Source organism: [Limnothrix rosea] IAM M-220 (assembly GCF_001904615.1).
Taxonomy (GTDB): Bacteria; Cyanobacteriota; Cyanobacteriia; order Cyanobacteriales; family MRBY01; genus MRBY01.
Genome location: NZ_MRBY01000054.1, coordinates 1 through 26,246 on the forward strand (window position 1 = coordinate 1; position 26,246 = coordinate 26,246).

Annotated in this window: 22 protein-coding genes and 1 pseudogene; 13 read left to right on the forward strand and 10 right to left on the reverse strand. The window is 46.0% G+C overall.

The features are described from left to right. Together NIES208_RS15885 and NIES208_RS15890 are read left to right on the forward strand one after the other, a co-directional pair. Positions 1–83, forward strand: a pseudogene (locus tag NIES208_RS15885) (photosystem II protein D2); the annotation flags it as partial. A gap of 104 nt (positions 84–187) precedes the next feature. Next, the gene (locus NIES208_RS15890; RefSeq protein WP_084176663.1) at positions 188–907 is read left to right on the forward strand and encodes an LmeA family phospholipid-binding protein; all 720 of its coding nucleotides are present in this window, start codon (positions 188–190) and stop codon (positions 905–907) included. Here the strand turns inward: NIES208_RS15890 and NIES208_RS15895 are convergent. Beyond that, complete coding sequence (locus NIES208_RS15895) at positions 904–1,614, reverse strand: diacylglycerol/polyprenol kinase family protein (protein ID WP_075893966.1); 711 nt, start codon at positions 1,612–1,614, stop codon at positions 904–906. The two genes, NIES208_RS15890 and NIES208_RS15895, sit on opposite strands and share 4 nt — an antisense overlap. 46 nt (positions 1,615–1,660) lie before the next feature. Beyond that, positions 1,661–4,552: an isoleucine--tRNA ligase gene (ileS, locus tag NIES208_RS15900; RefSeq protein ID WP_075893967.1), complete on the reverse strand. Its 2,892-nt coding sequence runs from the start codon at positions 4,550–4,552 to the stop codon at positions 1,661–1,663. Between the two features lie 310 nt (positions 4,553–4,862). Between ileS and NIES208_RS15905 the strand changes: the two genes are divergently transcribed. Both NIES208_RS15905 and NIES208_RS15910 read left to right on the forward strand, forming a co-directional pair. Continuing rightward, a complete protein-coding gene (locus tag NIES208_RS15905) occupies positions 4,863–6,152 on the forward strand; it encodes an RNA-guided endonuclease InsQ/TnpB family protein (protein WP_235641416.1) in 1,290 nt (429 codons plus the stop codon). Positions 6,153–6,319: 167 nt separating this feature from the next. Beyond that, positions 6,320–7,363 carry a tetratricopeptide repeat protein gene (locus NIES208_RS15910; protein ID WP_171971792.1) on the forward strand — a complete coding sequence of 348 codons (1,044 nt, stop codon included), beginning with the start codon at positions 6,320–6,322 and terminating at the stop codon, positions 7,361–7,363. A gap of 70 nt (positions 7,364–7,433) precedes the next feature. Here the strand turns inward: NIES208_RS15910 and NIES208_RS15915 are convergent, their stop codons facing one another. Continuing rightward, complete coding sequence (locus NIES208_RS15915) at positions 7,434–7,922, reverse strand: phosphate-starvation-inducible PsiE family protein (protein WP_075893970.1); 489 nt, start codon at positions 7,920–7,922, stop codon at positions 7,434–7,436. Positions 7,923–8,245: 323 nt separating this feature from the next. On the opposite strand from NIES208_RS15915, the gene NIES208_RS15920 reads away from it, so the two are divergent. Both NIES208_RS15920 and NIES208_RS19850 read left to right on the forward strand, forming a co-directional pair. Further along, the gene (locus NIES208_RS15920) at positions 8,246–9,226 is read left to right on the forward strand and encodes a tetratricopeptide repeat protein (RefSeq protein ID WP_075893971.1); all 981 of its coding nucleotides are present in this window, start codon (positions 8,246–8,248) and stop codon (positions 9,224–9,226) included. Positions 9,227–9,278: 52 nt separating this feature from the next. Beyond that, positions 9,279–9,461, forward strand: coding sequence for a hypothetical protein (locus NIES208_RS19850; protein ID WP_075893972.1), 183 nt, complete (start codon positions 9,279–9,281; stop codon positions 9,459–9,461). A 4-nt stretch (positions 9,462–9,465) separates the two neighbouring features. On the opposite strand, the gene NIES208_RS15930 is transcribed toward NIES208_RS19850, so the two are convergent. Then, the gene (locus tag NIES208_RS15930) at positions 9,466–12,003 is read right to left on the reverse strand and encodes a DNA gyrase/topoisomerase IV subunit A (RefSeq protein WP_075893973.1); all 2,538 of its coding nucleotides are present in this window, start codon (positions 12,001–12,003) and stop codon (positions 9,466–9,468) included. Positions 12,004–12,385: 382 nt separating this feature from the next. Here NIES208_RS15930 and NIES208_RS15935 point away from each other — a divergent pair, with 382 nt between their 5' ends. Next, positions 12,386–12,778 carry a response regulator gene (locus tag NIES208_RS15935; RefSeq protein ID WP_075893974.1) on the forward strand — a complete coding sequence of 131 codons (393 nt, stop codon included), beginning with the start codon at positions 12,386–12,388 and terminating at the stop codon, positions 12,776–12,778. Positions 12,779–12,852: 74 nt separating this feature from the next. Here the strand turns inward: NIES208_RS15935 and crtB are convergent, their stop codons facing one another. The 5 genes from crtB to NIES208_RS15960 form a co-directional block, all read right to left on the reverse strand. Beyond that, complete coding sequence (crtB, locus tag NIES208_RS15940; RefSeq protein WP_075893983.1) at positions 12,853–13,797, reverse strand: 15-cis-phytoene synthase CrtB; 945 nt, start codon at positions 13,795–13,797, stop codon at positions 12,853–12,855. Positions 13,798–13,935: 138 nt separating this feature from the next. Beyond that, positions 13,936–15,351 (reverse strand): 15-cis-phytoene desaturase, encoded by a 1,416-nt coding sequence (gene pds / locus NIES208_RS15945; RefSeq protein ID WP_075893975.1) that lies wholly within the window; start codon positions 15,349–15,351, stop codon positions 13,936–13,938. Between the two features lie 101 nt (positions 15,352–15,452). Next, the gene (locus NIES208_RS15950) at positions 15,453–15,632 is read right to left on the reverse strand and encodes a hypothetical protein (RefSeq protein ID WP_075893976.1); all 180 of its coding nucleotides are present in this window, start codon (positions 15,630–15,632) and stop codon (positions 15,453–15,455) included. A gap of 149 nt (positions 15,633–15,781) precedes the next feature. Next, positions 15,782–16,654, reverse strand: a complete 873-nt coding sequence (locus NIES208_RS15955) for a universal stress protein (RefSeq protein WP_075893977.1) — start codon at positions 16,652–16,654, stop codon at positions 15,782–15,784. A 337-nt stretch (positions 16,655–16,991) separates the two neighbouring features. Next, a complete protein-coding gene (locus tag NIES208_RS15960; protein WP_075893978.1) occupies positions 16,992–17,171 on the reverse strand; it encodes an NblA/ycf18 family protein in 180 nt (59 codons plus the stop codon). 224 nt (positions 17,172–17,395) lie between these two features. Between NIES208_RS15960 and NIES208_RS15965 the strand changes: the two genes are divergently transcribed. From NIES208_RS15965 to NIES208_RS15980, 4 genes are all read left to right on the forward strand, one after another. Beyond that, entirely contained in the window at positions 17,396–18,319 is a 924-nt protein-coding gene (locus NIES208_RS15965) for a DUF72 domain-containing protein (RefSeq protein ID WP_235641417.1), read from the forward strand. Positions 18,320–18,800: 481 nt separating this feature from the next. Next, positions 18,801–19,286 carry a globin family protein gene (locus NIES208_RS15970; RefSeq protein ID WP_075893979.1) on the forward strand — a complete coding sequence of 162 codons (486 nt, stop codon included), beginning with the start codon at positions 18,801–18,803 and terminating at the stop codon, positions 19,284–19,286. A gap of 94 nt (positions 19,287–19,380) precedes the next feature. Continuing rightward, the gene (apcB, locus tag NIES208_RS15975; protein WP_075893980.1) at positions 19,381–19,866 is read left to right on the forward strand and encodes an allophycocyanin subunit beta; all 486 of its coding nucleotides are present in this window, start codon (positions 19,381–19,383) and stop codon (positions 19,864–19,866) included. Positions 19,867–20,089: 223 nt separating this feature from the next. Continuing rightward, positions 20,090–20,293, forward strand: coding sequence for a phycobilisome linker polypeptide (locus NIES208_RS15980; protein WP_075893985.1), 204 nt, complete (start codon positions 20,090–20,092; stop codon positions 20,291–20,293). A 93-nt stretch (positions 20,294–20,386) separates the two neighbouring features. On the opposite strand, the gene NIES208_RS15985 is transcribed toward NIES208_RS15980, so the two are convergent. After that, entirely contained in the window at positions 20,387–22,909 is a 2,523-nt protein-coding gene (locus NIES208_RS15985; protein WP_075893981.1) for an O-antigen ligase family protein, read from the reverse strand. Positions 22,910–23,063: 154 nt separating this feature from the next. Here NIES208_RS15985 and NIES208_RS15990 point away from each other — a divergent pair, with 154 nt between their 5' ends. Both NIES208_RS15990 and purB read left to right on the forward strand, forming a co-directional pair. Further along, complete coding sequence (locus NIES208_RS15990) at positions 23,064–24,731, forward strand: hypothetical protein (RefSeq protein WP_075893982.1); 1,668 nt, start codon at positions 23,064–23,066, stop codon at positions 24,729–24,731. A gap of 156 nt (positions 24,732–24,887) precedes the next feature. Further along, entirely contained in the window at positions 24,888–26,183 is a 1,296-nt protein-coding gene (gene purB / locus NIES208_RS15995) for an adenylosuccinate lyase (protein ID WP_075893986.1), read from the forward strand. Positions 26,184–26,246 lie beyond the last annotated feature (63 nt).

Below are 26,246 nucleotides of genomic sequence, written 5' to 3' on the forward strand. Positions count from 1 at the left end.
GTGCATGGATGGCACCCCAAGACCAAATTCACGAAAAATTTGTATTCCCTGAGGAAGCTCTTCCCCGTGGTAACGCTCTCTAAATCTTTAGAGTTAGCGTTTGTAGCCCTCCCTGTGGGGGCTTTTTTTTTGGGCGTAACTGGGGTCATGAATGCGCTATCTTATGTAAATCTGCTAAATATGACGAATGAACATGCTGAAAAATCTCGATGGCCTCGGTGAACAGGCGATTAACCGCATTGCAACGGCGGCATTGGCTAGTCAAATGCGGGAGTCGGAATCTTTTTCTGTCAATGTCAAGGTCGATCCTCAGGAATTGTCTAAGGGAATTATTTCTTCGTTTGCGATGGAAGGAAAAAATGTGGTTACTTCTCAGGGGTTCCGGGCAACGGACTTTTCTTTGCTGATCGAAAATATTAGTGTTCATCCTTTTAAGGCACTGATGGGTAATGTGCAGTTGCGTGAACCGGCTTTTGGGAATGCGTTATTGGAAGTGGGTGCTACGGATTTAGAGGATGCTCTTTCTCGTAAGCTTAATGGGGTGATTCCGCAAGGTTTTATGATACAGACACTCAGCTGCGGTTTTGACCTACCGAATGTATTGCAAGTAAAGGTCGTATTAGTTGAGCAGAGTACTTCTGATGTTCATGGGCTCGATGCAAGGTTTGTTGTTGGCTATGACATTAATCAAAAGGCGATCGCCTTCCAGAGTAGTGAGTACTCAGAAAATAGGGAAAATTTTGATCGTGTTTTTGAGAGTTTAGGGACAACTTTATTAGATCTACTCAATCTCAATGGACTAATGTTTAGTGGGATGGAATTTAGCGTTAAGAGTATTAAGTTAACGGATAGCGCTTTGGAGTTGATGGCGATCGCCAAAATCACGTCTTTTCCTAAAGCGATTTAGATTGCGACAAAATATTGGCTGAGGAAAAAGGCAACGGCGGCACTTCCTACAGGAACGAGTAAGTTATCAACGCCTAGCTGGGCAAAACTTTCGAGGAACGTCGCGACAAGGGCGATTATTGCTGCAATTAGAATTTGTTGCCAAGCGAGTAGGCTCAAAGGGATGAGGAGAAGAAGGGCGATCGCCAAACTAACGAAAAACATAGTGGCCGTGCCTTCATAGCTTTTTTTATTACCGAATACTTTGTAAGGATGTTTGCCGAAGTTCGTGCCGATGACAGCAGCGAGACCATCACCCCAAGTCATCACAAGAATGCCGAGCGCTGCAAAATAAGGTTGGTGAATTGACCAAAACCACCAAATCAAAATTCCCATACTCAAGGCATAAAAAAACGAGCCAAGACTTTGGCGGCCAACGCTATTAATGCTCGGTAGGATTGGCAAAAAATAAGAAACTAACGCGATAATTCCGGCGACAAAAGCCGCTGCAACTCCCATTTCTCCGGGGATGTCGCCCAGCCACGCAATAAGAATGACATTTCCGCTACCAATATGCACAATTTTGCGAGTTAGTTCAGCGCTCATATTAGTTTTGCGGCTGAGTAGCTCTGCGCAGCCAACTAATGCACCAAGATAGGCCAGCACAATACCCATTGGAATGCGCAAACTGGGAGCCAATAAATAGGAAAAGAAATGCTGAAAATCCATCAGTAGGGTGTTAAAAAAGCGGGAATTGCACCCGCTAAATTATTATTTAGAATTTTTGTTGGAGCGCTTCATTACAGCGATCGCAGATAGTGGGGTCATCGTCAAAAGAACCCACGCTTAGGGAATAATTCCAGCAGCGATCGCACTTATGACCATCAGCTTTTTGGACGGCAACTTGCAATTTACCACCAGCTAGCTCAAGGGTGTCTTGATATTGCTCACCATCGAGAGAGTCAGTCACAAACTCAACTTGGGAAACTAACAGCAAATAACGTAATTCATCGACACGATTGCCGTCATTTAAGCCGCCTTCAGGATTGAGAGTCGCGAGCCAATCAGCCAATTTGCCATCAACATCACGCATCAAAACCTTCGCTTCGAGGGATGCACCAATCATTTTCTCGGTACGAGCCTTTTCGAGCACTTGGTTTACACCGTTGCGAATCTTGCGTAACTCTTCCCACTTCTGAAATAGCGCTTCATCGCCTGCCCATTTTTCGTCCAGCTCAAACCAGCCTGAGTTAAAGACAGACTTTTTGTTAGTTTCATAGGGAAGGTTCTGCCAAATATCCTCTGCCATATGGCAAAGTACCGGGGCGATCGCCTTGGTGAGCGTCTCCAGAATCATCGCAATAACAGTTTGGCAACTGCGGCGGCGAGGAGAATCCGCGTCAGAAATATAGAGGCGATCTTTAGCGATATCAAGGTAAAAATTCGAGAGATCAACCACGCAAAAATTCTGCACCTTTTGGAAGAATTTAAAGAATTGGAAACTCTCAAAGGCCTCCGTCACCTCACTAAAAACATTATGGGTTTGGTGAAGAATATATTTATCGAGATCTGCTAAATCTTCGTAGGCGATCGCATTTTTTGCCGGATCAAAATCATGGATATTGCCCAGTAGGAAGCGAGCCGTGTTGCGAATCTTGCGGTAAACATCAGCAAGTTGCTTGAGAATTGTTTGACCGATGGGCACATCCGAAGAATAATCCACAGAAGACACCCATAAACGCAACACATCAGCACCGTAGGGAGGCTCTTTTTTCTGGTTTTTGCCACCATTGATAATGATGTTCGGGTCAACAACATTACCGACGGACTTACTCATTTTGTAGCCCTTTTCATCCAACACAAAACCGTGGGTTAAAACCGTTTTGTAAGGCGCACAATTATTAACCGCAACGCTAGTCAGCAAGCTCGATTGGAACCAGCCGCGATGTTGGTCAGAGCCTTCCAAGTACATATCGACGGGATAGTCCATGCCTTCCCGCTGTTTCGCCACTGCCGCCCAAGAAGACCCAGAATCAAACCATACATCCATGGTGTCTGTGCCCTTGCGATAGGTACGACCATTATTGCGATAGCTTTCGGGCAACAACTCTTCCACAGGCTTTTGCCACCAAATGTTTGAGCCGTGCTCTGCAATTAGCTCTTTTGCATAATTAATGGTTTCTTCGTTGAGCAATTCCTCGTTAGTTTCCTCGTCATAGAAAACAGGAATCGGCACACCCCAAGTCCGCTGACGGGAAATACACCAATCACTGCGATCGCCGACCATGGGCGTAATACGATTTTCACCGATCGCCGGAATCCATTGCACATCTTTAATCGCCGCGAGAGCCTGATCACGGAACCCTTCTACCGACGCAAACCACTGTTCCGTTGCCCGGAAAATTGTCGGCTTTTTCGTGCGCCAATCGTAGGGATATTTGTGTTGATAGGCCTCTTCTTTCAATAAAGCGTCCTTACCTTTTAATGCTTCAATGATTTTGTCGTTTGCGCCATCGAGAACATTTAACCCAGCAAAGTCACCCGCTTCAGCCGTTAGCGTTCCTTCTGCGTCAACGGGAGAAAGCAAAGGCAAACCATATTTTTGGCCTGTGATGTAGTCCTCCTGACCATGGCCGGGAGCAGTATGCACTAAGCCAGTACCAGATTCTGTCGTAATGTAATCGCCACCCGCAACCACCGGACTTTGGCGATCAAACAGCGGATGTTGATAGGTGCATTTTTCAATGACCTCCCCTTTAAAACTTGCCTTAATCGCAAGGGCAGATTCGAAAGTGCCCGTGAGAGTTTCCGCCAAATCCTTCGCGACGATCAAATATTTCTGAGCGCAAAGGGTTCCATCAGTTTCAACCACTGCATATTCAAGATCAGGGTTGATGGCAACAGCAAGATTTCCGGGTAAAGTCCAAGGAGTTGTGGTCCAGATCGCCACACCCAAACTTGAACCATAATCTCCCAAAACCTCCTGCGCCGTATCACTCAATTCGGTGATGGGGAAAGACACATAAATACTTTGCGAGGTATGACCTTCAGGATATTCGAGTTCGGCTTCAGCAAGGGCAGTTTGGGAACTGGGACTCCAGTGAACAGGCTTCAGACCACGATAAATATAACCTTTGAGCGCCATTGCACCGAACACTTCAATTTGTGCCGCTTCATAGTCGGGAGTCAGCGTGAGATAAGGATTTTCCCAATCACCCCAAACACCATAGCGCTTAAAACTTTCAGCCTGTTTTTTCTGGGTTTTGAGGGCGAAATCACGGGCTTTATAGCGGAGTTTAAGCGGCGTTAAATTTTTGCGTGTCTCCTCATTCATGTTTTGGAGCACTTTTAGCTCGATGGGCAAACCATGGCAATCCCAACCCGGTACGTAGCGAATTTTGTGGCCTTGGAGCAGTTTGTACTTATTGATGATGTCCTTCAGCACCTTGTTTAAGGCATGACCCATGTGCAGGTCACCATTGGCGTATGGAGGGCCATCGTGGAGCGTGAAAGTATTTCCCGGATTTTCTGCCGCGAGGGTTTCGTAAATCTGCTGCTCCTGCCAGAATTTCTGAATTTCTGGTTCTTTTTTGGGGGCATTTGCCCGCATGTCAAATTTTGTTTTTGGCAGATTAACGGTGTTTTTGTAGCTCTTTGCTTCTGTCACGACGGCAGGGTGGGAGTAGGTTTACAAGTATTTGCTATGTGTGATTTTAACTTGACTCGGCTTGTCTGGGGAGATGTTGCGGGATTCTGAAGACAGGGAGCTTACTGTTCTTGAAATGATGGCAGTTGATTATGTTCTAAAATTTTGCGTAGCTAAAGTAATATGCCTCGGACAAATGTTGAACTTTACCGAAAGTCTCTTTAGACAATCATGGTGGAATTCCTTGAAGCAAATCGCCTCTAAGAAGAACTTCGCAGTACTCCGACCATAGGTAAAAGCTTGCTTGGTGGTGTAGCGAAGCGTGAACAAAGTGAGCAGTTTACACAATGTCTGTTATTATGTAGATATGCTTAATGTGACATGGGAATTCAAGCTAGAGCCAACTGCCGAGCAGGTTGCAGAGATTGAGCGCACTTTAACGGTTTGCCGTAAGGTGTGGAACTTTGCTCTACGAGAGCGCAAGGATTGGCTCAGTTCTCGGAAGTCGCCGATCAATGCTTGCTCGATTCGGCAGGAGTTCATCTTGCCAGCAAGCACCCCTTGTCCGGGGTATCACAACCAAGCCAAAAGCCTGACCATAGCGAAGAAGGGAAATGAGGAGCTGAGGAGCGTAAATGCTCAAGTGCTCCAGCAAGTTCTCAGGAAGCTTGAGCAAGCTTGGGAAGGTTGGTTGCTAAAGCGGTCAGGTTTACCTCGGTTTAAGAACCAGGCTCGGATGCGGAGCTTGGTATTCCCGCAAATGCTGAAGAATCCTGTCAGTACAGAGGGAATCAAGCTGCCTCAGTTGGGTCTGATTAAAGCTCGGTGGTCGCGTCAAATTCCTGATTTGTTTGTCGTCAAGCAAGCAAGGGTTGTCCGCAAGGCATCCGGCTACTTTGTCATGTTGAGTATGCAAGCTGATGTTGATATTCCTGCTGTCCACCCTCACGGGCATCCGGTGGGGATTGATGTTGGCTTAAAATACTTTCTCTCAACTTCTGATGGGGAACAGGTGAAGCGACCTCACTTTTTCAAGAAGCTGCACCGCAAGCTGAAATTGCTGCAACGCAGGCTGAAGAAAAAACAGAAGGGGTCAGCTAATTGGTTGAAACTCCAGAAGAAAATGGCGAGGGTGCATCAACGTATTGCTGATACCCGTAGGGACTGGCATTTTAAGTTGGCTCATCATCTGTGTGACAACGCTGGGATGGTGTTCGTGGAAGATTTGGACTTTCGCATGGTGGCCAAAGGGATGTTAGGTCAGCACACTTTGGATGCTGGTCTAGGTCAGTTCACCCACCAGATTCTCCCTTGGGTTTGTTTCAAGCGGGATGTGTATTACGGCAAGGTGGATGCGCGTGGCACGTCTCAAGAGTGTCCAGATTGTGGAGCGGCGGTCGGGAAAGACTTCTCAATGCGTATCCATCACTGCTACAACTGCGGGTCAGTTAAGCCTCGTGATGTGGCGGCTGCTCAAGTGATTAGTACCCGTGGGCAACGGGAAATCGAAAATGCCTGTGGAGTCGAGGTAGCGGGGGCATCGGTAACGGTGTCTAGCCAACTGGCAGTGAAACAGGAAATCTTTGGGGCGACCCAAGGAATCTCTCTGCATACCCGCTAGGGTGGCTGGGAGAGGGTGTCAATGTCTTGATCTCCATTAACGGCGATCGCCTTGCCCAGCACAATTGTAAAAGATAAGATGCGATGCAAAATGGGTAAGCTATGATCAGCGTTCATCGCTATGATAAAAACGACCTAGCCTATCCACACACTGTGCAAAAAATCACCATGTCGCGCCAGTTTACTCTTCGTTCCACTTTTCCCTTTTGGCTAACCCTGTGCCTATTGTTGAGCCTAGGGAGTGTGGGTGTACTCGGAACCACTCCAGCATTAGCCGAAGGACGTCGACAAAATGCGGCCAAGCAAATGACAAAGCGGGAAGATGGTGATTTCCAGTTACGCCTCGGACAACAGGCAGAACAGCAAGGTCAGCTGGATAAAGCTATTTTTCATTGGCTCAAGGCGGCCAATATTTACCAGCGATTTGGGGACGAAGAAAGTCTAGGACTTACCTATGATTACCTCGGTGAAGCCTATGTTTCCCTTGGGGATATTCGTTCTGCCGAAGATGCTTTCCGCCGTCGCCTAGCTGTTGCTCGGGATCGCGATGATTTGCAGGCTCAGATGTTTGCCCTCAATAACCTTGGGACACTCTTCCTCAAAGAGGGTAATCTCAATATGGCCGAGGAAGTTTTTTCCGATGCCTTGGCGATCGCCCGTTCTGTCGAAAACGCTTTAACAGCAGGCATTAGTCTAAATAATTTAGGGTTAGCAGCAGCACTTCGGGGCAATTATGGTGAAGCGATCAAACGCTACAATACAGCGCTTCTATTCCACCGCGAAGCGAAAAATCCCGCAGGCGAAACCCTAACCTTAACTAATTTGGGGGATGCTTTTCTCTACGCTGGTCAGGGTGACAATGCCATCATCGCCTATACGGATGGTCTTTTAGCCGCCGAAGATATTCGCGATGTTGATAATCAGTTCCGGGCCCTCGAAGGACGTTATCTGACTCGCCGAATGATGGGTCAAACAGACCTTGCTTTTAAGGCTTTAAATCGCTGGTCAAAGTTCGCACGGGAACAAGATAATTTGGCGGAAGAATTTAAAACCATTGAAAATGCAGCGTTCTTTTATGCTGAGCTTGGCGATCGCCAACAATCTGAAGCTTTTTTGATTAGAGCATTAGAGGTGGCAGAACAAATTGGCGCATTGGATCGCATTGCCTTTCTACAGCAAAAATTATTAGAAGTGCAGGCTGCTAGCCGTTAAAATTACCAGCACTCCTAATTTTGGCTAGATTTTGTCTAGCCCTTGAGGGTCTGTATTAATACAGTGGCCTTTAGTTGTCATAGTCAGAATATTTACGTGCCTTTGGTGAGCGTGGAGGCGGCGCTATTTCTTTGGGGTCATCCTTGGGGGGGTCATCGTGACTCTTTTTCATGAAGTAGTAACCAATGGTCAAGGACAGAATAATTGCGGCAATACCAAACATGGTGAGGCTATCTACTTGTTTAAGATCGAGAATAATGACCTTACGGGCGATCGCAATGATAGCGACAGAAAGCACGACTTCAAAGTGATTATTGCCCTTCACAAAATAGGTTTTCATAATCGTTTCAAGTAACTCAATCCCAATAATGATCAACATGAATAGGCCAAATACATCCAGCAGTTGATCCGAGTCAATTAATAAAAAAGGCGCTGCAAGGATTAGATCATGAAAAATCATCCAGCCAATATCCAGCGTGGCTAAACCAATGACAAGCGCCAACATGATCATGAGCAACTGGGTCATTAATTTTTCGTATTGCTTAAACAGCTTTAGCATCAATCATTCCGCAAGGTTTGCTAGACCATACTTTAGTACGAATCCCTAGCCCCTTGGAAGAATTCATGGTTGGGCCATCAGAAATTACAATCAAAAAAAAGGTGTACCGTGACCAATGAGGCCTTGAAACAGCCAAGGTGAAACCCTACATCCGGGAACTATAACGGGATGAAGCTGTCACAAAATCGGTAGTGGGTATTACCAGATTTGCCACCTTTCGATCATTGGGTCTTGTGCGGCCTCACGTTGGTTGCCAGACCTATTACTCTTCTGCATCTAGAGCTTAAATTGCGATTTTACTTCATACAAAAGGGACTTTTTTGATGTTTAGACGACACTCTCTACGCCCAGCGATCGCCTGTTTTGGTTTATTTTTTACCGCTGTGCCTGCTGCTCCTTCATTGGCACAGGATTCAGTCACTGCAACGATTCCAGAGGCCTACTATGTTGGGGTCAACCAAAGCCGCTTAGGAAATTATGGCGCAGCGTTATTTGAGCTGACGACCGCTATCGGGTTTAGCCCAAACTTTGCAGAGGCTTACTATCAGCGGGGCTTTGTCCAGGCAAAAATGGGTAACACCGTCGAGGCGATCGCCGACTATAACCGAGCGATTCAGCGCGACCCAAATCACGAAATATCTTATCTCCAGCGCGGTAAATTACGAGCTCAGGCCAATGATATCGCTGGGGCGATCGCCGATTTTAACCGCATTTTGACAACCCTTAATCCGGATAATACACTAGCTCTAGTCGCCCGAGGTCAAGCCTACACGGCCACAGGAGAAGCAGTTTTAGCGCTACAGGATTTTACCCGAGCCATTAATCTGAATAACCGTTTGGCTAGTGCCTATGTAGAGCGGGGCTTAGTTTACCAGCAACTTAATAATGTTGTGCAAGCTGTCGCCGACTATTCAATGGCAGTTGAAATTGACCCCTCTCTCGTTACGCCTTACCTGCGACGGGGGGCTATTTATCGCCAAGGCAATAGAATCGATGAGGCGATCGCCGACTACAATTTTGCCCTCCGCAATGACCCAGAAAATGCCATGGCCTATTATCTGCGAGGCGTTGCCATGGAACAGAAAGGACAGTACCAAGCCGCCTTCACCGATTATTCACGCGCCATTGAATTCAACCAAAACATCGCCCCCGCCTACGGCAATCGAGGCAGTTTGTACGCCCAACGGGGTGAATATGCTGCCGCCAGACAAGACTATCGACAAGCTGCCCAGCTCTTTCTAGACCAAGGCAAACAAGACGATTACCTCATTACTTTAGAACTGATGCGTACCCTGCCAGACTAACTTTGTAGTACTTACGCTATACTCACAGAATACATCAATCAATCATGGGTTTATGCGTATTAAAAGTTGGGAAAGTCCTCGCCGTCGGGGTCGCAATGATAAAGGCAAAGGTGGTTCAGCCCGCCAGCGTCAACTAAAAAAACGCAATCAAATGCTGAAAAAGAAACTGAAGGGTCAGCAAAATGACCGCACCGGAGGGGACATAACATCCCCTCTTTTTTATTGTTTTTGTTGAGTCTTTATTGGCTAGATTCGTGGGCAAGGTGCGCCGTCACGAGGCGATCGCCCTTTGTAAATTTAAAGAATCGCCGACCGCTACTATCCTTACTGGCGGCGGGAAATTTATCGAGACCCATCAGCTCAACCTGATCTTTAGAATCCTTTAGCCATAGCTGCGTTTCCGTATCGGGAATGAACATCGTTAGGAGCAAATCTGTCTTACTCTCAAATCGCATGACATGGTTGCCCATATCGCCACGACGACCAAGGCGCAAGCTATTTGCCTCTAGACGTTTACCGTAGCCTTCTTCCGATAGCAAAAAGATTTCTTCGCCCTGCTGTAAAGATTCACAACCGACAATTTTTTCGTTAAATCGCAGTTTTAAAGCTTGATTTCCTTGGGATGTACGACCCTGAACTGGAATTTCGCTCTGACTAATGGGTAAATGTAAAACACGACCACTACTAACGGCGATCGCCACCCGATCTTCACCGGGCTGCACAAAAAACGCAAACTGCAATGAGTCTTTGTCTTTCAGCTTAATTAGGCTCAAACCGCGGCTGGTAAAGCTGCCTAATTCTGTCGCTGCTAAACGTTTAATCTTGCCCTTGGCCGTCAACAACAGAAGGTCAAGCTCTTCTAAATTCTCCGGCAACATAAATTGTGTAATGGGCTGGTGGTTATCGCGCTGGGCATGGTCAGGCAATAACTCTGCCAACTGAGGTTTATCCCGCTGCTCTTGGTAGGGTAAATCGGCGATCGCCACCGGATAGGCCTTACCTTGGTCGGTACAAACAATGAGATTTTCCTGCTGGCCAATGGCTTCTTTATAAAAAATAGCCTCTTCACTCACAATACCCGCATCATCATTGCCCCAGTAAATACCGCCATCAGCGGCGATCGCCACATGGGATGTTTCCGAACGCTGCGGCAATAGATTAAGCATCGGTTCAGCTTCTTTCTTCGCGCGGCGGCGCTTCTTTTTTGGAACTTCTGAGACCCCCGCTTCCGTTGCCGTTGTCTCAGGCATTTGGGTTTTTGTCGGTTCCGGCTGAGTATCCGGCAACCTTGTCCGACGCGGGTCAGAAAACTTCCGTTTCAGCGATCGCAAATCCTTTTTTAGGGCTTTTAATAACTCGTGGCGATCGTTCAAAAGCACATTTAACTTCCCAATATCACCATCCAACTCTTCAAATTCCTGCTCTAATTTTTGCTTCTCTAAACCCGTCAAACGCCGCATCGGCATCGCCAAGATTGCATCCGACTGAATTTCACTGAGACCCAGCTCCCCTTGAAACTGATATTTTGCCGTTGTCCCATCCGGCGCATTACGTAAAATCTCAATCACACTATCGATATTATTCAGTGCTAGCAGCAATCCTGCCACCGAGTGGCGACGACTTTCCTTATGCTCCAGCTCATTACGATATTGGCGAGTAACCGTTTCCTCCCTAAACCGTAGAAACTCTTGCAAAATCTGCTTTAGCGACAATTGGCGGGGCTGATTATCCACCAAAGACAACATAATCGCGCCAAAATTTGATTGCAATGCCGTTTTTTTATAAAGCACTTTCAAAACAGCTTCTGGTGCCGCATCCCGCTTCAGTTCAATAACAACCCGCATTCCTTGGCGATCGCTCTCATCCCGAATATCAGAAATCCCGACGATTTTGCCATCATTCACCAAAGCCGCAATCTTCTCAATCCACGCCGCCTTATTTACTTGATAAGGTAACTCCGTAATCACCAAAGCATTGATATCACGCTTTCGTTTTTTCCCAACCTGCAACACCTCAAGGTGCACAATCCCCCGCATCGGAATACTGCCCCGTCCAGTTTTGTAAGCCTGTCGTACCCCATCAAGATCGACAATTTCACCACCAGTCGGAAAATCCGGTGCCGGAATATATTTCCAGAGTTTTTCATCCTCAATCTCAGGGCGATCAATCACCGCAATTAAGCCATCAACCACCTCACCAAGATTATGGGGCGGCATATTCGTTGCCATCCCCACCGCAATACCCGAAGACCCATTGAGCAGCAAAATCGGCAGCTGCACCGGCAACACCACAGGCTCCTGCTGCGATCCATCAAAATTATCCGTAAAATCAACCGTTTCTTCCCCCACCTGTCCCAACATGGCCTCAAAGCTGACCGGCGCTAAACGCGTCTCCGTATAACGCATTGCCGCAGGCGGGTCATTGTCAATCGAGCCAAAATTTCCGTGCCCAGCTAACAGGGGATAACGTGTCGAAAAATCCTGCACCAAACGCACCAAAGCATCATAAACAGATTGGTCACCATGGGGGTGATATTTACCCAGTACATCCCCCACAACCCGCGCACATTTTCGGTAGGGGCGGTCTGGACTTAAACCCAACTCATACATGGCGTAGAGAATACGCCGATGCACAGGCTTTAAACCATCGCGAACATCGGGCAGTGCCCTACCCACAATCACGCTCATGGCATATTCCAAATACGACTGCTCCATTTCGGTGTGGAGTGCTGTCGGAACAATATTGCCAAGTTGGAGCAGATCAAGTTGTTGTGCCATGAATTTTCGTATTAGGGTCGTTAAAGCCAGACGCTGTTGCCAAGGAATATACTCTCGATTCTCAAATCTTTACAACTTTCAGCCTCTTTTTCACCTTAAGGGGATTCGCTGAAAAATGGCAAAGCATTTCACTAAAAACAGTTTATTTGTACTAATTTACCATAGTGATCGTATTTTTAAGACTATTGAGTCTTTGTTTTATTGTTAAATGTTGAACTTTACCAACTCTTCACAAAACATTTAGAACAGCATCCACGTAAGTGTTTGAGGAAGTAAAATAACTGACTGGTGACATAAAACCTAGCTATTTATGACAAGATATTTCTACAGGGATTACATATCTGGGTAATCATGTGAATCAGACCAAAGCAGGGAGAGCACAATGTCAACAATTTTAATTGTGGAAGACGACCCAATTAACATTCGCGTATTTACGAAGATCTTGAAGAAACGTGGCGAGTTTGATGTCGTTTGCTCGGAAGATGTTGATTATATTTTGACAATGGCCAGCGAAGGAAAAGCTGATGCGATTGTGATGGACGTTTCGCTGACTAATAGCTCTTACCAAGGGGAATCGGTCGATGGTATTCGCATCACTCAACTCCTAAAGTCAGATGATGCGACTAAGGATATTCCGGTGGTTTTGGTCACTGCCCATGCGATGCAGGGTGATCGCGAGTCTTTTCTCGAAAAAAGTGGTGCTGATGGCTACATCTCCAAACCTATTGTGGATCACCAAGCGTTTGTTGACCAAATTAAAAGTTTGATCAATTAGTTTGCTGTATTGAGATCTGGGGGCGATCGCCGCAATATTTTAATGATCGATTTGCGCCCCCATAATCTGTCACCCTAAAGAACCTGAGCGCGCAGCCAAGCAACCGGCAAATATCTCATTTTGCGCAATGTCGGAACATAGGCACGGTTGTTAAACACATCGTAGTCATTGGCTTCAATCACATCAAGAATGCCCTTATAGAGCATGAGGGCAGACCACACAGGCCAACGCGCATCGGGGTGTAAAGAACGAATGCCGCTTTCTGCCATGTCGTAATATTTACGGGCACGCTCAATTTCAAACTTCATTAGCGATCGCCAACGATCATCAATGACACCATCAAATAACTCTTTCTCAGAGTAGTTAAATCGCTCTAAATCCTCTAAAGGAAGATAAATTCTACCTCTCCCCCTATCTTCACCGACATCCCGCAGAATATTGGTCAATTGATTGGCAATGCCCAAAGCCACAGCTTCTTCTATCGGCACAGCATCAGACTGATTATTTTTATCCCAAGGAGCAGGATTTGTCGGCGCTTGTAATCCCATCACCGCACCAGACATTAAACCGACAGTGCCAGCGACACGATAGCAATAGAGCTTGAGGTCTTCGAAGGTCTCATACCGACTACGGTACAGATCCATTCTTTGACCCGCGATCATATCCCTGAAGGGCTGAATATCTAGGGGAAAGCGATTAAGGCTATCGACTAAAGCCACATCAGGGTTGGCAATAGGCTGGCCAGCAAAAACCGATTCTAGATCCCTCTCCCAGTTATCAAGGGTTTCTGGAGTCGTATTGACAGCTTCTGGACCATCAACAAGTTCGTCCGTGCGACGGCACCAAACATAGATGGCCCAAATGGCTTCTCGCTTTTCACGTGGCATCAATAAAGTGCCTAGATAAAACGTTTTAGAATATTTTGCAGTAATAGTACGGCAATATTCATAAGCCTCCTCACAAGAGACAAACGACGAGGCTGTTTGGGGGTAGTTTTGAAGTCTAGACAATTGCAGCATGCGTTGCGGGCGAAGTGTCTGGGGAGCGGTTTCGAACTCTCCCCGTGGGCAAAAAAAAGCCATAATGATTGTCGCATTGTACGACTCAAATGGGAAATCACTCAGTCAATTTGCTGAATAAGCTCCTAGATGAATGGATTATGCAGCAACCGATACAGCACCAGTGGTGTTAGAAAGAGTTGTTTCAGCAGCTTTCGTAACGGCTTGAGCTGTTAGCTTACCTGACAATACAGCACCTTCCATACTGGCAAGATAACGTTGCATCGTATAGTCACCCGTTAAGAAGAAGTTTTTAACCGGTGTGTCCTGGGTTGGTCGAAACTCTTGGCGGCCAGGAATGGACTTGTAAACCGAGCGCGGGGTTTTTACAACGTGGTATTTCAGCAGCTCCGCTTGGTCATCACCGGTAAAGTCATCCGGAAAAAGTTGCTTTAACTCTTCCATTGTGGCGGCAATAATGTCTTCGTCAGATTTAGAGATCCAGTCTTTTGCGGGAGCTAAGACTAATTCCAACATTGATTTGTCGCTGTAGTAACCCCGGCAGGTATTACTCATGTCAGCATAAACGCTGAGGAGCGGCGATCGCGAAAAAAGAAGATGATCAACATCCGTGAGCTTACGATCAAACCACATGTGTAAGTTAATGACAGGTACGCCCTCTAAGCCATCGAGCTTTTTAAAGAAGTCCTGTTCTTTCCAAGCTGGAGGCAACATAACCTTCAGCGGATCAACAGGCATTGCAGAGACATAGGCATCTGCTGTAAACATTTCATCGGGATTACCATCTAGACCCCTTAACAAGAAGCCCTTCACCGTACCGTCATCGTTTAGGACAAATTCTTTTAAAGGACGCTTGAGATGAACTTCGCCACCACGCTCTGTGATGTAGTCAACGATGGGCTGACAAAGGCGCTCGGTAGGAGACCCGTCGAGAAATGCCATCTTAGAACCGTTCTTCTCCTGTAAGAAACGATTGAGAGCAGTCAAGAGAATAGTTGCGGAAATTTCATCGGGATTAATAAAGTTCAATGCCTTAGACATGGCAATGAAGACTTCCTTTTCAACGCGTTCGGGGATGTTTTGCTTTTTCATCCACTCAGACCAGGAGTATTTATCCATTTCTTCAACATACTTCTGACCCTGAACCATCGCGGGAATTAGGCCAATGCCAAACTTGATTTTTTCTTCCCAAGTCAGCATGTCATTGTTTTTTAAGATGGCCAATACGCCATTCACGGGCGCTGGCAAATCTGGAAAATCAAACCGGGAGTAAGTGCCGGGGGCATCGGGCTGGTTGAAGATCATGGTGTGCTCTTTCCACTGGAGGCGATCTTCAATGTCTAGTTCCTTAAAAAGCTGGAGCATATTGGGATATGCACCGAAGAAAATATGTAAACCGGTCTCGTACCAATCACCGTCTTCGTCTTGCCATGCTGCAACTTTACCGCCAAGTACATTTCTCCTCTCTAAAACGATGGGAGTATGTCCTGCATCTACTAGATACTTGGCACAAGATAATCCTGCTAGTCCGGCTCCGGCGATCGCAACACGCATGGTGTAAGGTTTCCTACTCGTAAAGAACGTTTGTTTTAAAAACAATAAATAAGATTATACTTTGCAATTCGTTACATTTGGAAGGAAATCTGAAGATTACCTTAATCAACTAGGGGCAAAAGGTTGTGGTTGACACCATAGCAGAGGCGCTCAATCCAAGTTTTGTCCTCCTTGCGGAGTCTCCCTTCTGAAAGTAACCCTTGAATTAGTTGATAGCGATGACGAGGTAAAACCCCTTCTGTCACAACATCATTGATCACGACCTGAATATAGGTTTGCATTGGTTGATTCCCCTGTGAATAACCCGGATTTTCTAATGCCTTAAGTTTGGCCGAGACCCTAGCTAAACGCTGTGACTAAGCAAAATGGCTTATGTGATATTCCCTATAGCTCCAGGGTGACAATGTTAACGACAGCTGAGTGAGTTACATCACATGGGGAAAAACAAAGTCGGAAACCAGCTCCTATGCAGTAAATCACTGGCAAAGCTATGGATCGTCAATTCGAGTAGTTGGTTACGAGGCTTACTGGCAATGGCGATCGCACTAATATCTTCTTTCACAGCAATGTCCATAATCGTGTTGAGGGGAGCACCAACCTGTACCGCCGTCTTGACAGTTAAACCTACCTCTTCCAACTCAGCCTTGACAGCTTCAAGCTTTTTGGTTGCGTCTTTTTTGAGAGCATCAATCTGCAGACGCTGGATGCCACTGTCATCTAAGACCCAAGATAAATAGCATTGCTGCAATGAATCCTTTGGAGCACTAGCTGCAAACTGCTTTACCTGCTGAATCAAATGCTTTGCTTCATCGCTGTCGTTGTAAGGCAATAGCAGATACCGCCACAGATGCTTACATCGAAGTGCCAACTCCTCACGGGTGTAAGTAGACACAATTTGAGGGCGCAGAATCATCACAGGCTTTTTCAGGGATTTCATCAAGCCCAGACTGGTGCTACCAAACATTTTTTCTTGGATTAAATTTTTGATCGGTGTGCCGACAATAATGACATCACAACCGTATTCTTCGATGACTTTATTAATGTTGTCTAAAGGCTTGCCCGAAATCACTTCAACTTTCACATCAGCGCCATCAGGCGTGTGAATCAGAGCTTTAGAGAGGAGAGATTGAGCTTCGGTAATTTTCTCTTTATCAATGCGAGGTATGTTTCCTTCTGTCCACAACGGCACACTGTGGAAAAAAACAATTTTTGATAGTCCGCCACCAACAAGATTTTCGATACAGTTGGTCAGTCGATCTAAACCGTCGGTAAAATCAGTACAAATTAAAGCGCTATGGAACATGAAACGTGCCGCCGATAATATTAAAGCCAGTTAAAATCTAGTACTTTAACGGTAACACTTCTTTTTAATGGATCTTGGTGGTCAGAAAAATTCATCGTGCAAAGGTGAATATCCTGTTCAACCCAGTATCCCAAGCTTGATTTTTTGAATAAACCGAGATTGAGAAAGAGGCTGTTTATTTTCTGTCTTGCCTTAAGCTTTGCTGATTTTTTTGAGCTGTCTTAAGAAAGAACCTCTCTTGGCAAAATAGCTAGTGCAAATGGAAAATATTGAAATGGGACAGGATACAAACGATGTCACTCAGAAGGGCTGAGATCTTTCTAGATAGAGAGGGGCTTTATAGACCCCATTGATGCTTAATTACTTCTTTGTACATATTTTCGCGCGACAACATTTGCTCATAAAGTTTGACTAGATATTCTTGGGCTTGCTCGCGATCCATCTGCTGCACTTGGCTTTCAAAGGATCGAAGACTGAATTGCTGTTCTAGTGATAGGTCGTTTTCGCCGACAAACATATGCTTGCTCCTTAGGATTTACTATGGGTTGAGTCAGGGTCTAAAGGGTCTGTACTATTAACGGACTTCTTTAGGTTGACTTGGGTTTCGGAATGCTTATTACACATTGTAAACAAGTATTGACAAATGTGCATGCTGCTAATCGCATACTCTTTTTGTAGCGGTAATTTCAAGACTGAATTGCTCGGAGTGAACAAAATGGCTAAGTATAAATACTGATTTATGTGGGTTTAGTTACAGTTTTACTAAGTCTTGGGATGGAGGGCTTGTTTCTGGTGAGTACGAAGGTGATGGCTGAGTTTCGGATTGGGTGTGCGGTTTGGTCTTATCGGGGGTGGCTCGGTAATTTTTTTCCGGCGGGCAGTTCTGCGCAGGATTTGTTGCGTTTGTACGGCGATCGCCTCCGGACGGTTGAGGGGAATACGACGTTTTATGCGGTGCCTTCGGAGGTCACGGTGAATCGATGGCGGATACAAACTCCAAAGGATTTTCGATTTTGCCTCAAGTTCCCCCGAACGGTAACTCATCAAGGTTTGCTTGTCCCTCAGCTGTCTGCGGCGCAAGAATTTATGGACAGGGTCGCTCCGTTGGGCGATCGCCTTGGATGTATTTTTGCTCAGCTCCCGCCGAGCTATTCCCCTGCCCAATTTGATGACTTAAAAAACTTTTTTCAGGCCCTCACCAATACAGGCATACAACTCGCCTTGGAAGTGAGACACCTTGACTGGTTTAAAGAGCCCCATAGTTTAGCTTTGGCAACGTGGCTAGAGTCTCAAAACATTACAAAAGTCCTTCTCGATACTCGTCCTATTTATAACTGTCCTGATAATCCCCAAGCCAAATCCCAACGAAAAAAACCAAATGTGCCATTACAGCAAATTAGTACCAGCCAACAAGCAATTGTTCGTTTTATTAGTCATCCAAATTTTGACTATAGCGAGCCTTATTTAAGTGCTTGGGTTGAGCAAATAGCGCAATGGTTATCTGATAACAAAGAAATTTATTTTTTTGTTCACTGCCCTATCGAAGACCACTCGCCGGCGATCGCCAAAAAATTCCAACAAAAATTAGAACAAGCACAACTACCAGTCCCCTCGCTCCCCTGGCAAGACTTGCCCTCCGAGCCTCAACAACTAAGCCTTTTTTAGCCACGAACGATCACAAACAGTACCAAAAATAGCCAAACCCTACTTGTACCAAACAAATCTCATTAGATATTTCTAAAGACAGTTGTATTTTGTCAAAGCTTAAAAACCGCAGCACCAGATTTTTTTAGCAAACAAAAAAAGCAAATATTTTCCAATGAGACAAAACGATAAAACCAAAGTATCGCAAAAATGAGAGATGTTAAAAACTGTTACGGAACACAAAGGAAGCGCAGCACAGTAACGCAAAATAATCCCTGATGGCTGTAGAGGAACCAGGAACATTTCGAGGCAATCCCTTACTGGAAAGTGAGAATAAACCTTGTCTCTTGGGTCTCGTACAAACCAAGCATTGGCGATCGCCTGAGCATTTTTGAGCAAGAGCGATCTAGCCAGTGCAAATTTGATAAAAAACCAGTTTAAATTTAAAATCTGGTCATTATTTACTTTATTTATTCTCAATATCTAGAGGAGGAATCCATAGATGAGTATCGTCACGAAATCCATCGTGAACGCCGACGCTGAAGCTCGTTACCTCAGCCCTGGTGAACTCGATCGCATCAAATCTTTTGTTACTTCTGGTGAAAGCCGTCTCCGCATTGCAGAGACCCTCACTGGTTCTCGCGAGCGCATCATCAAATCCGCTGGCGATGCACTTTTCCAGAAGCGTCCCGACGTTGTTTCTCCCGGCGGTAATGCATACGGTGAAGAAATGACTGCAACTTGTCTTCGTGACATGGACTACTACCTCCGCCTCATCACCTATGGTGTTGTTGCTGGTGATGTTACTCCTATCGAAGAAATTGGTCTCGTCGGTGTGCGCGAGATGTACAAGTCCCTCGGTACTCCCATCGACGCAGTTGCTCAAGCTGTACGTGAGATGAAGTCCGTTGCAACTGGCATGATGTCTGGTGATGATGCAGCAGAAGCTGGCACTTACTTTGACTATGTCATCGGAGCAATGCAGTAATCCTTAGTAGAATTACTAAGTTTGACTACATGTATCCACGGTGTTTACCCTCTGGAACTTCGTTTAGACCTAATTAAGATAAGGAAATATAACAATGCAAGACGCAATTACTTCTGTAATCAACTCTGCTGACGTCCAAGGTAAGTACCTTGATGGCTCAGCAATGGAAAAGCTCAAGTCCTACTTCACGACCGGTTCTCTCCGTGTACGTGCAGCTAGTGTAATCAGTGCAAACGCTGCAGCAATCGTTAAAGAAGCTGTCGCAAAGTCCCTTCTTTACTCCGACGTAACTCGTCCTGGTGGCAACATGTACACCACTCGCCGTTACGCTGCATGTATTCGTGACCTCGATTACTATCTCCGCTATTCCACTTACGCCATGCTCGCTGGTGATCCTTCCATCCTCGATGAGCGCGTTCTCAACGGTTTGAAAGAAACTTACAACTCCCTCGGTGTACCCGTCGGCTCTACCGTTCAAGCAATCCAAGCAATGAAAGAAGTCACTGCTGGTCTTGTTGGTGCTGATGCTGGTCGCGAAATGGGCGTTTACTTTGACTACATCTGCTCTGGCTTAAGCTAATTCTTCGCATCTGTCAGATGCAAATGATGTAGTACCCGTTTATAAGTTCGGAAGTATGCGCGCGCTATTTAGATCTCTTTAAGCTTTTCGTTGTTAGGCGACATTAAAGTTTTAGCGATCTGAGTGGTGGGACATGCTTCCGAACTTTGTCATATCAGCCTCGATTATAAAATCTGTTTTTTATAAAAAAGACTGGGTTAATTTTTTAGGAGATCGTCAACCTATGCGGATGTTTAAAGTAACGGCTTGTGTTCCAAGCCAAACCCGAATTCGGACTCAGCGTGAGTTGCAAAATACTTATTTCACAAAGCTTGTGCCCTATGACAACTGGTTTCGTGAGCAACAGCGCATCATGAAAATGGGCGGCAAAATTGTCAAAGTTGAACTGGCAACTGGTAAGCCGGGTGCGAATACTGGCCTCGCTTAAGGGCGTTAGCGTTCGTTTTTGGTTTGGCTTGGGGAGGTCGGTAGCGGCCTCTCTTTTTATTTATCGATTTTTTTGGCGTTTTGGAAATTTATGTCAGGAACTGGTGGTGATGGTTTGCCACAGTTTTTCTCTTAGGGGCTGGAGTTGGCGGTCAAAGCTTGGTTGATATACGACAGCGGGAAAGACGCTATTGAACCATGTGGCGATCGCCACATTTTCAGTAATTGTCCAAAAATCAGTGGGAATTGAACCATCGATATGACGACTAATGACATTAAATCCACTGCGTGTCCGACGATATTGCCATTCTGGGGCATAAGCCCGTAGCCACTGTTCAAAGTTGGCGGCTTGGGACATAGATACAGCGAAATCTTGGCGAATAATATCTGGTATTTCGTCGGTACGTCCGGCTGCTCTCCATGCTTGATCAATAAAGGTTAGTCTTGTGTCGGGGTTTTCCCAAGCTAGGTGTAATAGGGAGATTATGTTATTTTCTTCAGGTGCTGGTGATGCGATATTGTCACGGGCAATGAGATTAAGGGTGTCTGCAGTGCCATAGGTGAGGAAATCTTGTTCGGCTAGATCTTGGTTGCCTATCCACCAGGCGATCGCCCCTCGACAACGATGGAGCAATGCATCTTCGGGATATTGTTCTAGCAGCAAATTGTAGTTGTCTATAACTTTAGAGGCCACTGCTGGATAGAGCTGCACTAGCCCTCCAGCGCGCCACACTGGGCTGGTAATAAATTGTGGGTCGCGCAGGATTTCAAGGGCGATCGCCTCAACCGCTGCCTCTAATTTTCCCTGGTCTAAAAGACTGAGCCCTAAGCCATAAAAAACGCCACGCTTGGCTGGCACTAAACGGGCGGAAGCCAAAAACTCTTGGGAGGCAGCTTCTGGTTGCTGGGTTGCCATATATAGCCACGCTAAGTTGGTGTGGGCAAATTCCCGCGCTGGCGAGATGGCGTTACTTGTTTCAAACCAGGCGATCGCCTCATCTAAATACTGTGCCCGACGCTGGGGATCTTGGGTTTGCAGTCCGAGCTCCCCTAAATTCCACGCGAGTTGATGGGTATAGTAGGGCTCCCAAGGGGCGAGTTGGTGTGCTTCTTTTAAATTAGTGACAAATTTGTTGTAGTCAGGCGTTTCTTGGCTGAGAGCACCAAAACCCACACTCGATTTTTCCCAAGCAATATGGGCCGGTAATAACCACAATGTAATCGCCCCATAAAATCCCAAAATACCGAAGCAAATTAACCGAACTTTGCCGAAAGGCTTATCGGTGTTGGGCTGGGCTGGCAGCGACTTTTGTGGCTCACCATTACGGGCGATCGCCGCCAAAATTGCCGTCAAAATAATAATAATGCCGCTGATACAAACATTATCGAGCTGATAATCCGTTAGGCTTAAAGCCCAATAGCCGACCAATCCAGTGTAAATACTACCGAGCAAAATCCGATCCTGGCGGGACATTGACACAATATCGTGGCGAATCCGCCAAAGCACCCAAAAGCAAAACAGCAAACTACCTACAAAAAGACCAAGGCCCCAAATGCCCATTTCAGCCCACAGCTGCACCGGTGTGCTGTGGAGTTGATAAATAATCTCGGAGAGGCGACCAGCTTCAATGGGACGATATTGCTGATATAAAAGGGTGACATTGCCTAAGCCAATGCCTGTTAAAGGATGACTGCTGCCCATATGCCAGCCGACTTGGGCATTAACCCAGCGGTAGTCAAGTTCACCAAGACCTTGACCTTGCAAAATTGGCATCACCAGACGATAAAGCCGATCATTCGTTAACACCACAATTAACAAAATACCTGTGGTGAGAATACCCGCTAGGGTTAACCAAAATTTACGAATTTGGCTAAAGTTCCATGCAAATAAAAATGCGGCGATCGCCGCGATCGCAAACCCAAACCAACCACCACGAGAACTCGTCGTATACAAATCAACCCCCCCAATGGCCACACCCATTAGCCAAATCCACCGTCGCCAATCCCGGTGCAAAATCGCCAATCCCAATAACATCGGCAAACAAAGAATCAAATAACCCGCCACATAATTTTGATGACCTAATGGAGCCCAATTACGCAACGTCAAGGTCGAAAAATCAATATTAATTTGAGAGGCCGCCACCCCCAGATCCTGGAGCCGTTCAATTTCCGGAAAAAACGTTTGACTGAGCCACAGCGCTAAACTCACAGCCACAAAAGCCAAACTTAAATATCCTTGTCCGAGGAAAACACGATATCGCCCAACCGGATTATTCAGCCAGTGACTCACCGGGTAAAGCGTTGCGAGAAAACCAATGCTTGCCCAGCCATACCACCGCGCCTGCTGTGGAAACTCCGCACCAAATGTAGAAACACCGATACCCAACAAAATCACTAATAAAAATTGGTCGAACCCATTACCGAGAAGATATAGGCAATGATCTTCCCAAAGCTGGAGCAAAAACCAATTTAACGGGCAAAATAGTCCAATTTGCCAGACCAGCACCCATGGCCAAGCCACCATCAAACTGTGGCTATCAGGGTAAAGACTAAACAGAATATAAAAAAACGCCATCAAATAGGCGACAAAGGGGACGGATGATTTTGCCGAGGACATAAATTTTTTTTTGGCTTAAACCAACGCTAACGTGAGGTTTCCCCCATTAAATCTTACTTTTTTAACGATTATGGCGATCGCCATCGCTAGAACGAAAAAGTCCCCTATGATTGGAAATTGTTAGAGAATTTCACCAAAACTAGGGAGTGTATCCATGGGATTGTCTTTGGTCGTTGACATCGCTATTGGACTGGTCTTTATCTACCTCATTTTGAGTTTACTAGCATCAGAAGTCCAAGAAGTGATCACCACGATCATGCAATGGCGAGCCAAACATCTCAAAGAGTCCATCGCAACATTAATTTCCGGTGTAGCCGACCCAGAGGATCCAAGTTTATCCCCAGAGCAAAAAGCAGTTTTACTGAAATCTAGAGAAAAAGGCAAAAAACTAACGGGACTTCTGTACAGTCACCCCCTAATGAACAGCCTTAACTACGAAAAAACCGGAAAATTTGCGAAGTTTTTCCGTCGATTTACGCGCATTCTTAATGCAGACAAAAATAGTGGCCCCTCAGCTATTCCACCAGATACCTTTGCCACAAGTATTTTACAGACCCTGAAAGTTGACACAATTGTTCGAGAGATTAACGCCGACAAAGTTGAAGCCTTTCGTCGCCGGATAGATGAAGTTGTCGATCAAGCTTGCCAGCACATTGACAATGAGCCATCCATTCCTCAAACCATCAAAATAAGTTTGAGTGAAGCAAAAATGAATCAAGTGCTGGGTGTCATTGTTGATGAATTTACCCACAACCAACTGACCCTCAACCAGTCATTTAACAAAATGTATGAGCAGCTTTACCGTTATGTACAGGCTGCCAAGGAAAATTTACCAGAGGAAAATGACCGTCAAAAAATTGCAAAACGTCAGTTTCTCAATGAACTAAATACAATCCGCGAAGAGATTTATCTCGATCAAGAGCAGGCTGTTTGGCTAGAAAATAGGCAAACGAGTGTTTCTCAGGTTATCCGTGCTTATCAAGAATTAAAGATTGCTAATGATGATCCTGATTGTGAAATTGCCCGCAGACTGAGTGCAACCAAGCAAAGCGCCCAATCACTCCATTGCAAAATTGAGCGCATTATTGAAAAAAGCAACCATGAAAAAGTCGAAAATATTTGGGAAGTGATGAATAATGTCCCAGATAATCTCATGGACAGTATGGCGGCGATCGCCGATCAGACCCAAGCAAAAATCGACGATGTCGAAGCCAGCCTCACAGAATTTAAGCGCGGCGTGGAAGACTGGTTTAACAAAGGCATGACCCGCGCCAACGGCGTATACAAACGTAATGCCAAAGGTTTTGCCTTTATCCTCGGAGTCCTCATTGCAGTCAGTGCCAATGTAGATACCTTCTACGTTGTGAACCAGCTATCCCAAGACTCCGTATTACGCGAGATGATCGCCACCCAAGCCTCCAATATCAACTTTGAAGCCGGAACCCCAGAAGACCGTGCAGCGCTCCAGAACCCAAATAGCCCTGAAATCGAAGACCTTGACCTACCCATTGGCTGGAGTCCCGATAACCAAAGCCAACAAACCCTTTATCGACTTGGCATTAAAGAAGCAAAAGAAGACCAATATCAAACAGTCGATCCCACCACTGGAGAAGCAAAAGTACAAAACATTGAAAAGTTTAGCCTCCTCAAACGTAGCCTTGGGTGGGTCAAACAATGCCTGGGCTGGCTCATTAGTGGCATAGCAATTTCCATGGGTGCACCTTTCTGGTTTGAGCTACTCAACAAAGTTGTCGATGTCAAAAATACTGGCGGTACAGCAGAGTCCAGACCCAAAGCTCAAGGTAGTCAAAGACAAACTTAGACACCTCTTTACACCCCCCATAGCCCACAAAAAAAAACGAGACTCAAAACTCAGCTTTTCGTTAGATGACCATTTGGTGAAGATTACAAAGTTTTACTTGCCCAAATTTAGGGCTGCGATTGTAGAATAGCTAGGTTGTATTCTGCGGCGCATTTCGTGATTGAACGTTATACCCTCCCTGAAATGGGAAATCTCTGGACAAATGAAGCAAAGCTCAAGGCATGGCTCAAAGTAGAAGTTGCCGTCTGTGAGGCACAAGCAGAGTTGGGTTATATTCCGAAAGATGCCGTTGAAGTCATCAAAGAAAAAGCCGATTTTGACGAAGCGAGAGTCCTAGAAATCGAGGCAGAAGTCCGTCACGATGTCATCGCTTTTCTCACTAATGTCAATGAATATGTTGGTGATGCTGGCCGTTATATCCACCTAGGCATGACCAGCTCTGATGTATTAGATACTGCCCTTGCATTGCAAATGGTAGACAGCATGGATCTGATTTTGAGCTGTGTGGAAGAGCTGATCCAAGCGATCCGTTATCAGGCACAACAACACCGCTACACTGTAATGGTTGGCCGTTCCCACGGTATCCACGCAGAGCCGATGACCTTTGGGTTTAAGCTAGCTGGCTGGCTCGCTGAAATGCTCCGCAACCGCGATCGCCTCCTAGCCGTGCGCAAAGAAATTGCAGTGGGTCAAATCTCCGGTGCAGTCGGAACCTATGCCAATATCGAACCGCGCGTTGAAGCCATCACCTGTCAGAAACTAGGCCTCGATCCGGATACCGCTTCCACCCAAGTCATTTCCCGCGATCGCCATGCCAACTACATGAACCAACTGGCAGTATTGGCCGCATCCATTGAGCGTTTTGCCGTAGAAATCCGTAACCTACAACGCACAGATGTATTAGAAGTCGAAGAATTTTTCTCAAAAAAACAAAAAGGCTCCTCAGCCATGCCCCACAAACGCAACCCAATTAAGTCCGAGCGCTTAACCGGTATGGCACGGTTGGTTCGGGGTAATGCCATGGCCGCCCTCGAAAATGTAGCCCTCTGGCACGAGCGCGATATTTCCCACAGTTGCGTTGAACGCATTGCCCTTCCCGATAGCTGTATTTTGGTACATTTCATGCTGCGGGACACAATTGGCCTCGTGAAAAACCTACTGGTTTATCCAGAAAATATGAAGCGCAATATGAACGTCTATGGCGGCGTTATTTTCAGCCAGCGCGTTCTCCTCGCCTTGGTCGATAAAGGCATTAACCGCGAAGATGCTTACCGTTTAGTACAGGGTTGCGCCCATACTGCCTGGAATACCGAAGGGGGGGATTTCCGCGCCAATGTTGAGGCTGACCCAGAAATTACACAACATCTATCGGCAGAAGAAATTGAGGCTTGTTTTGATCCGCAATTCCAAATTCGTCACCTAGATCAGGTTTATCAACGTCTTGGCATCTAAATTTTAATATTTATATTTAACGTCAGTTATAGATAAGAATGTAGCCAAAATTCTTTAGAGAAA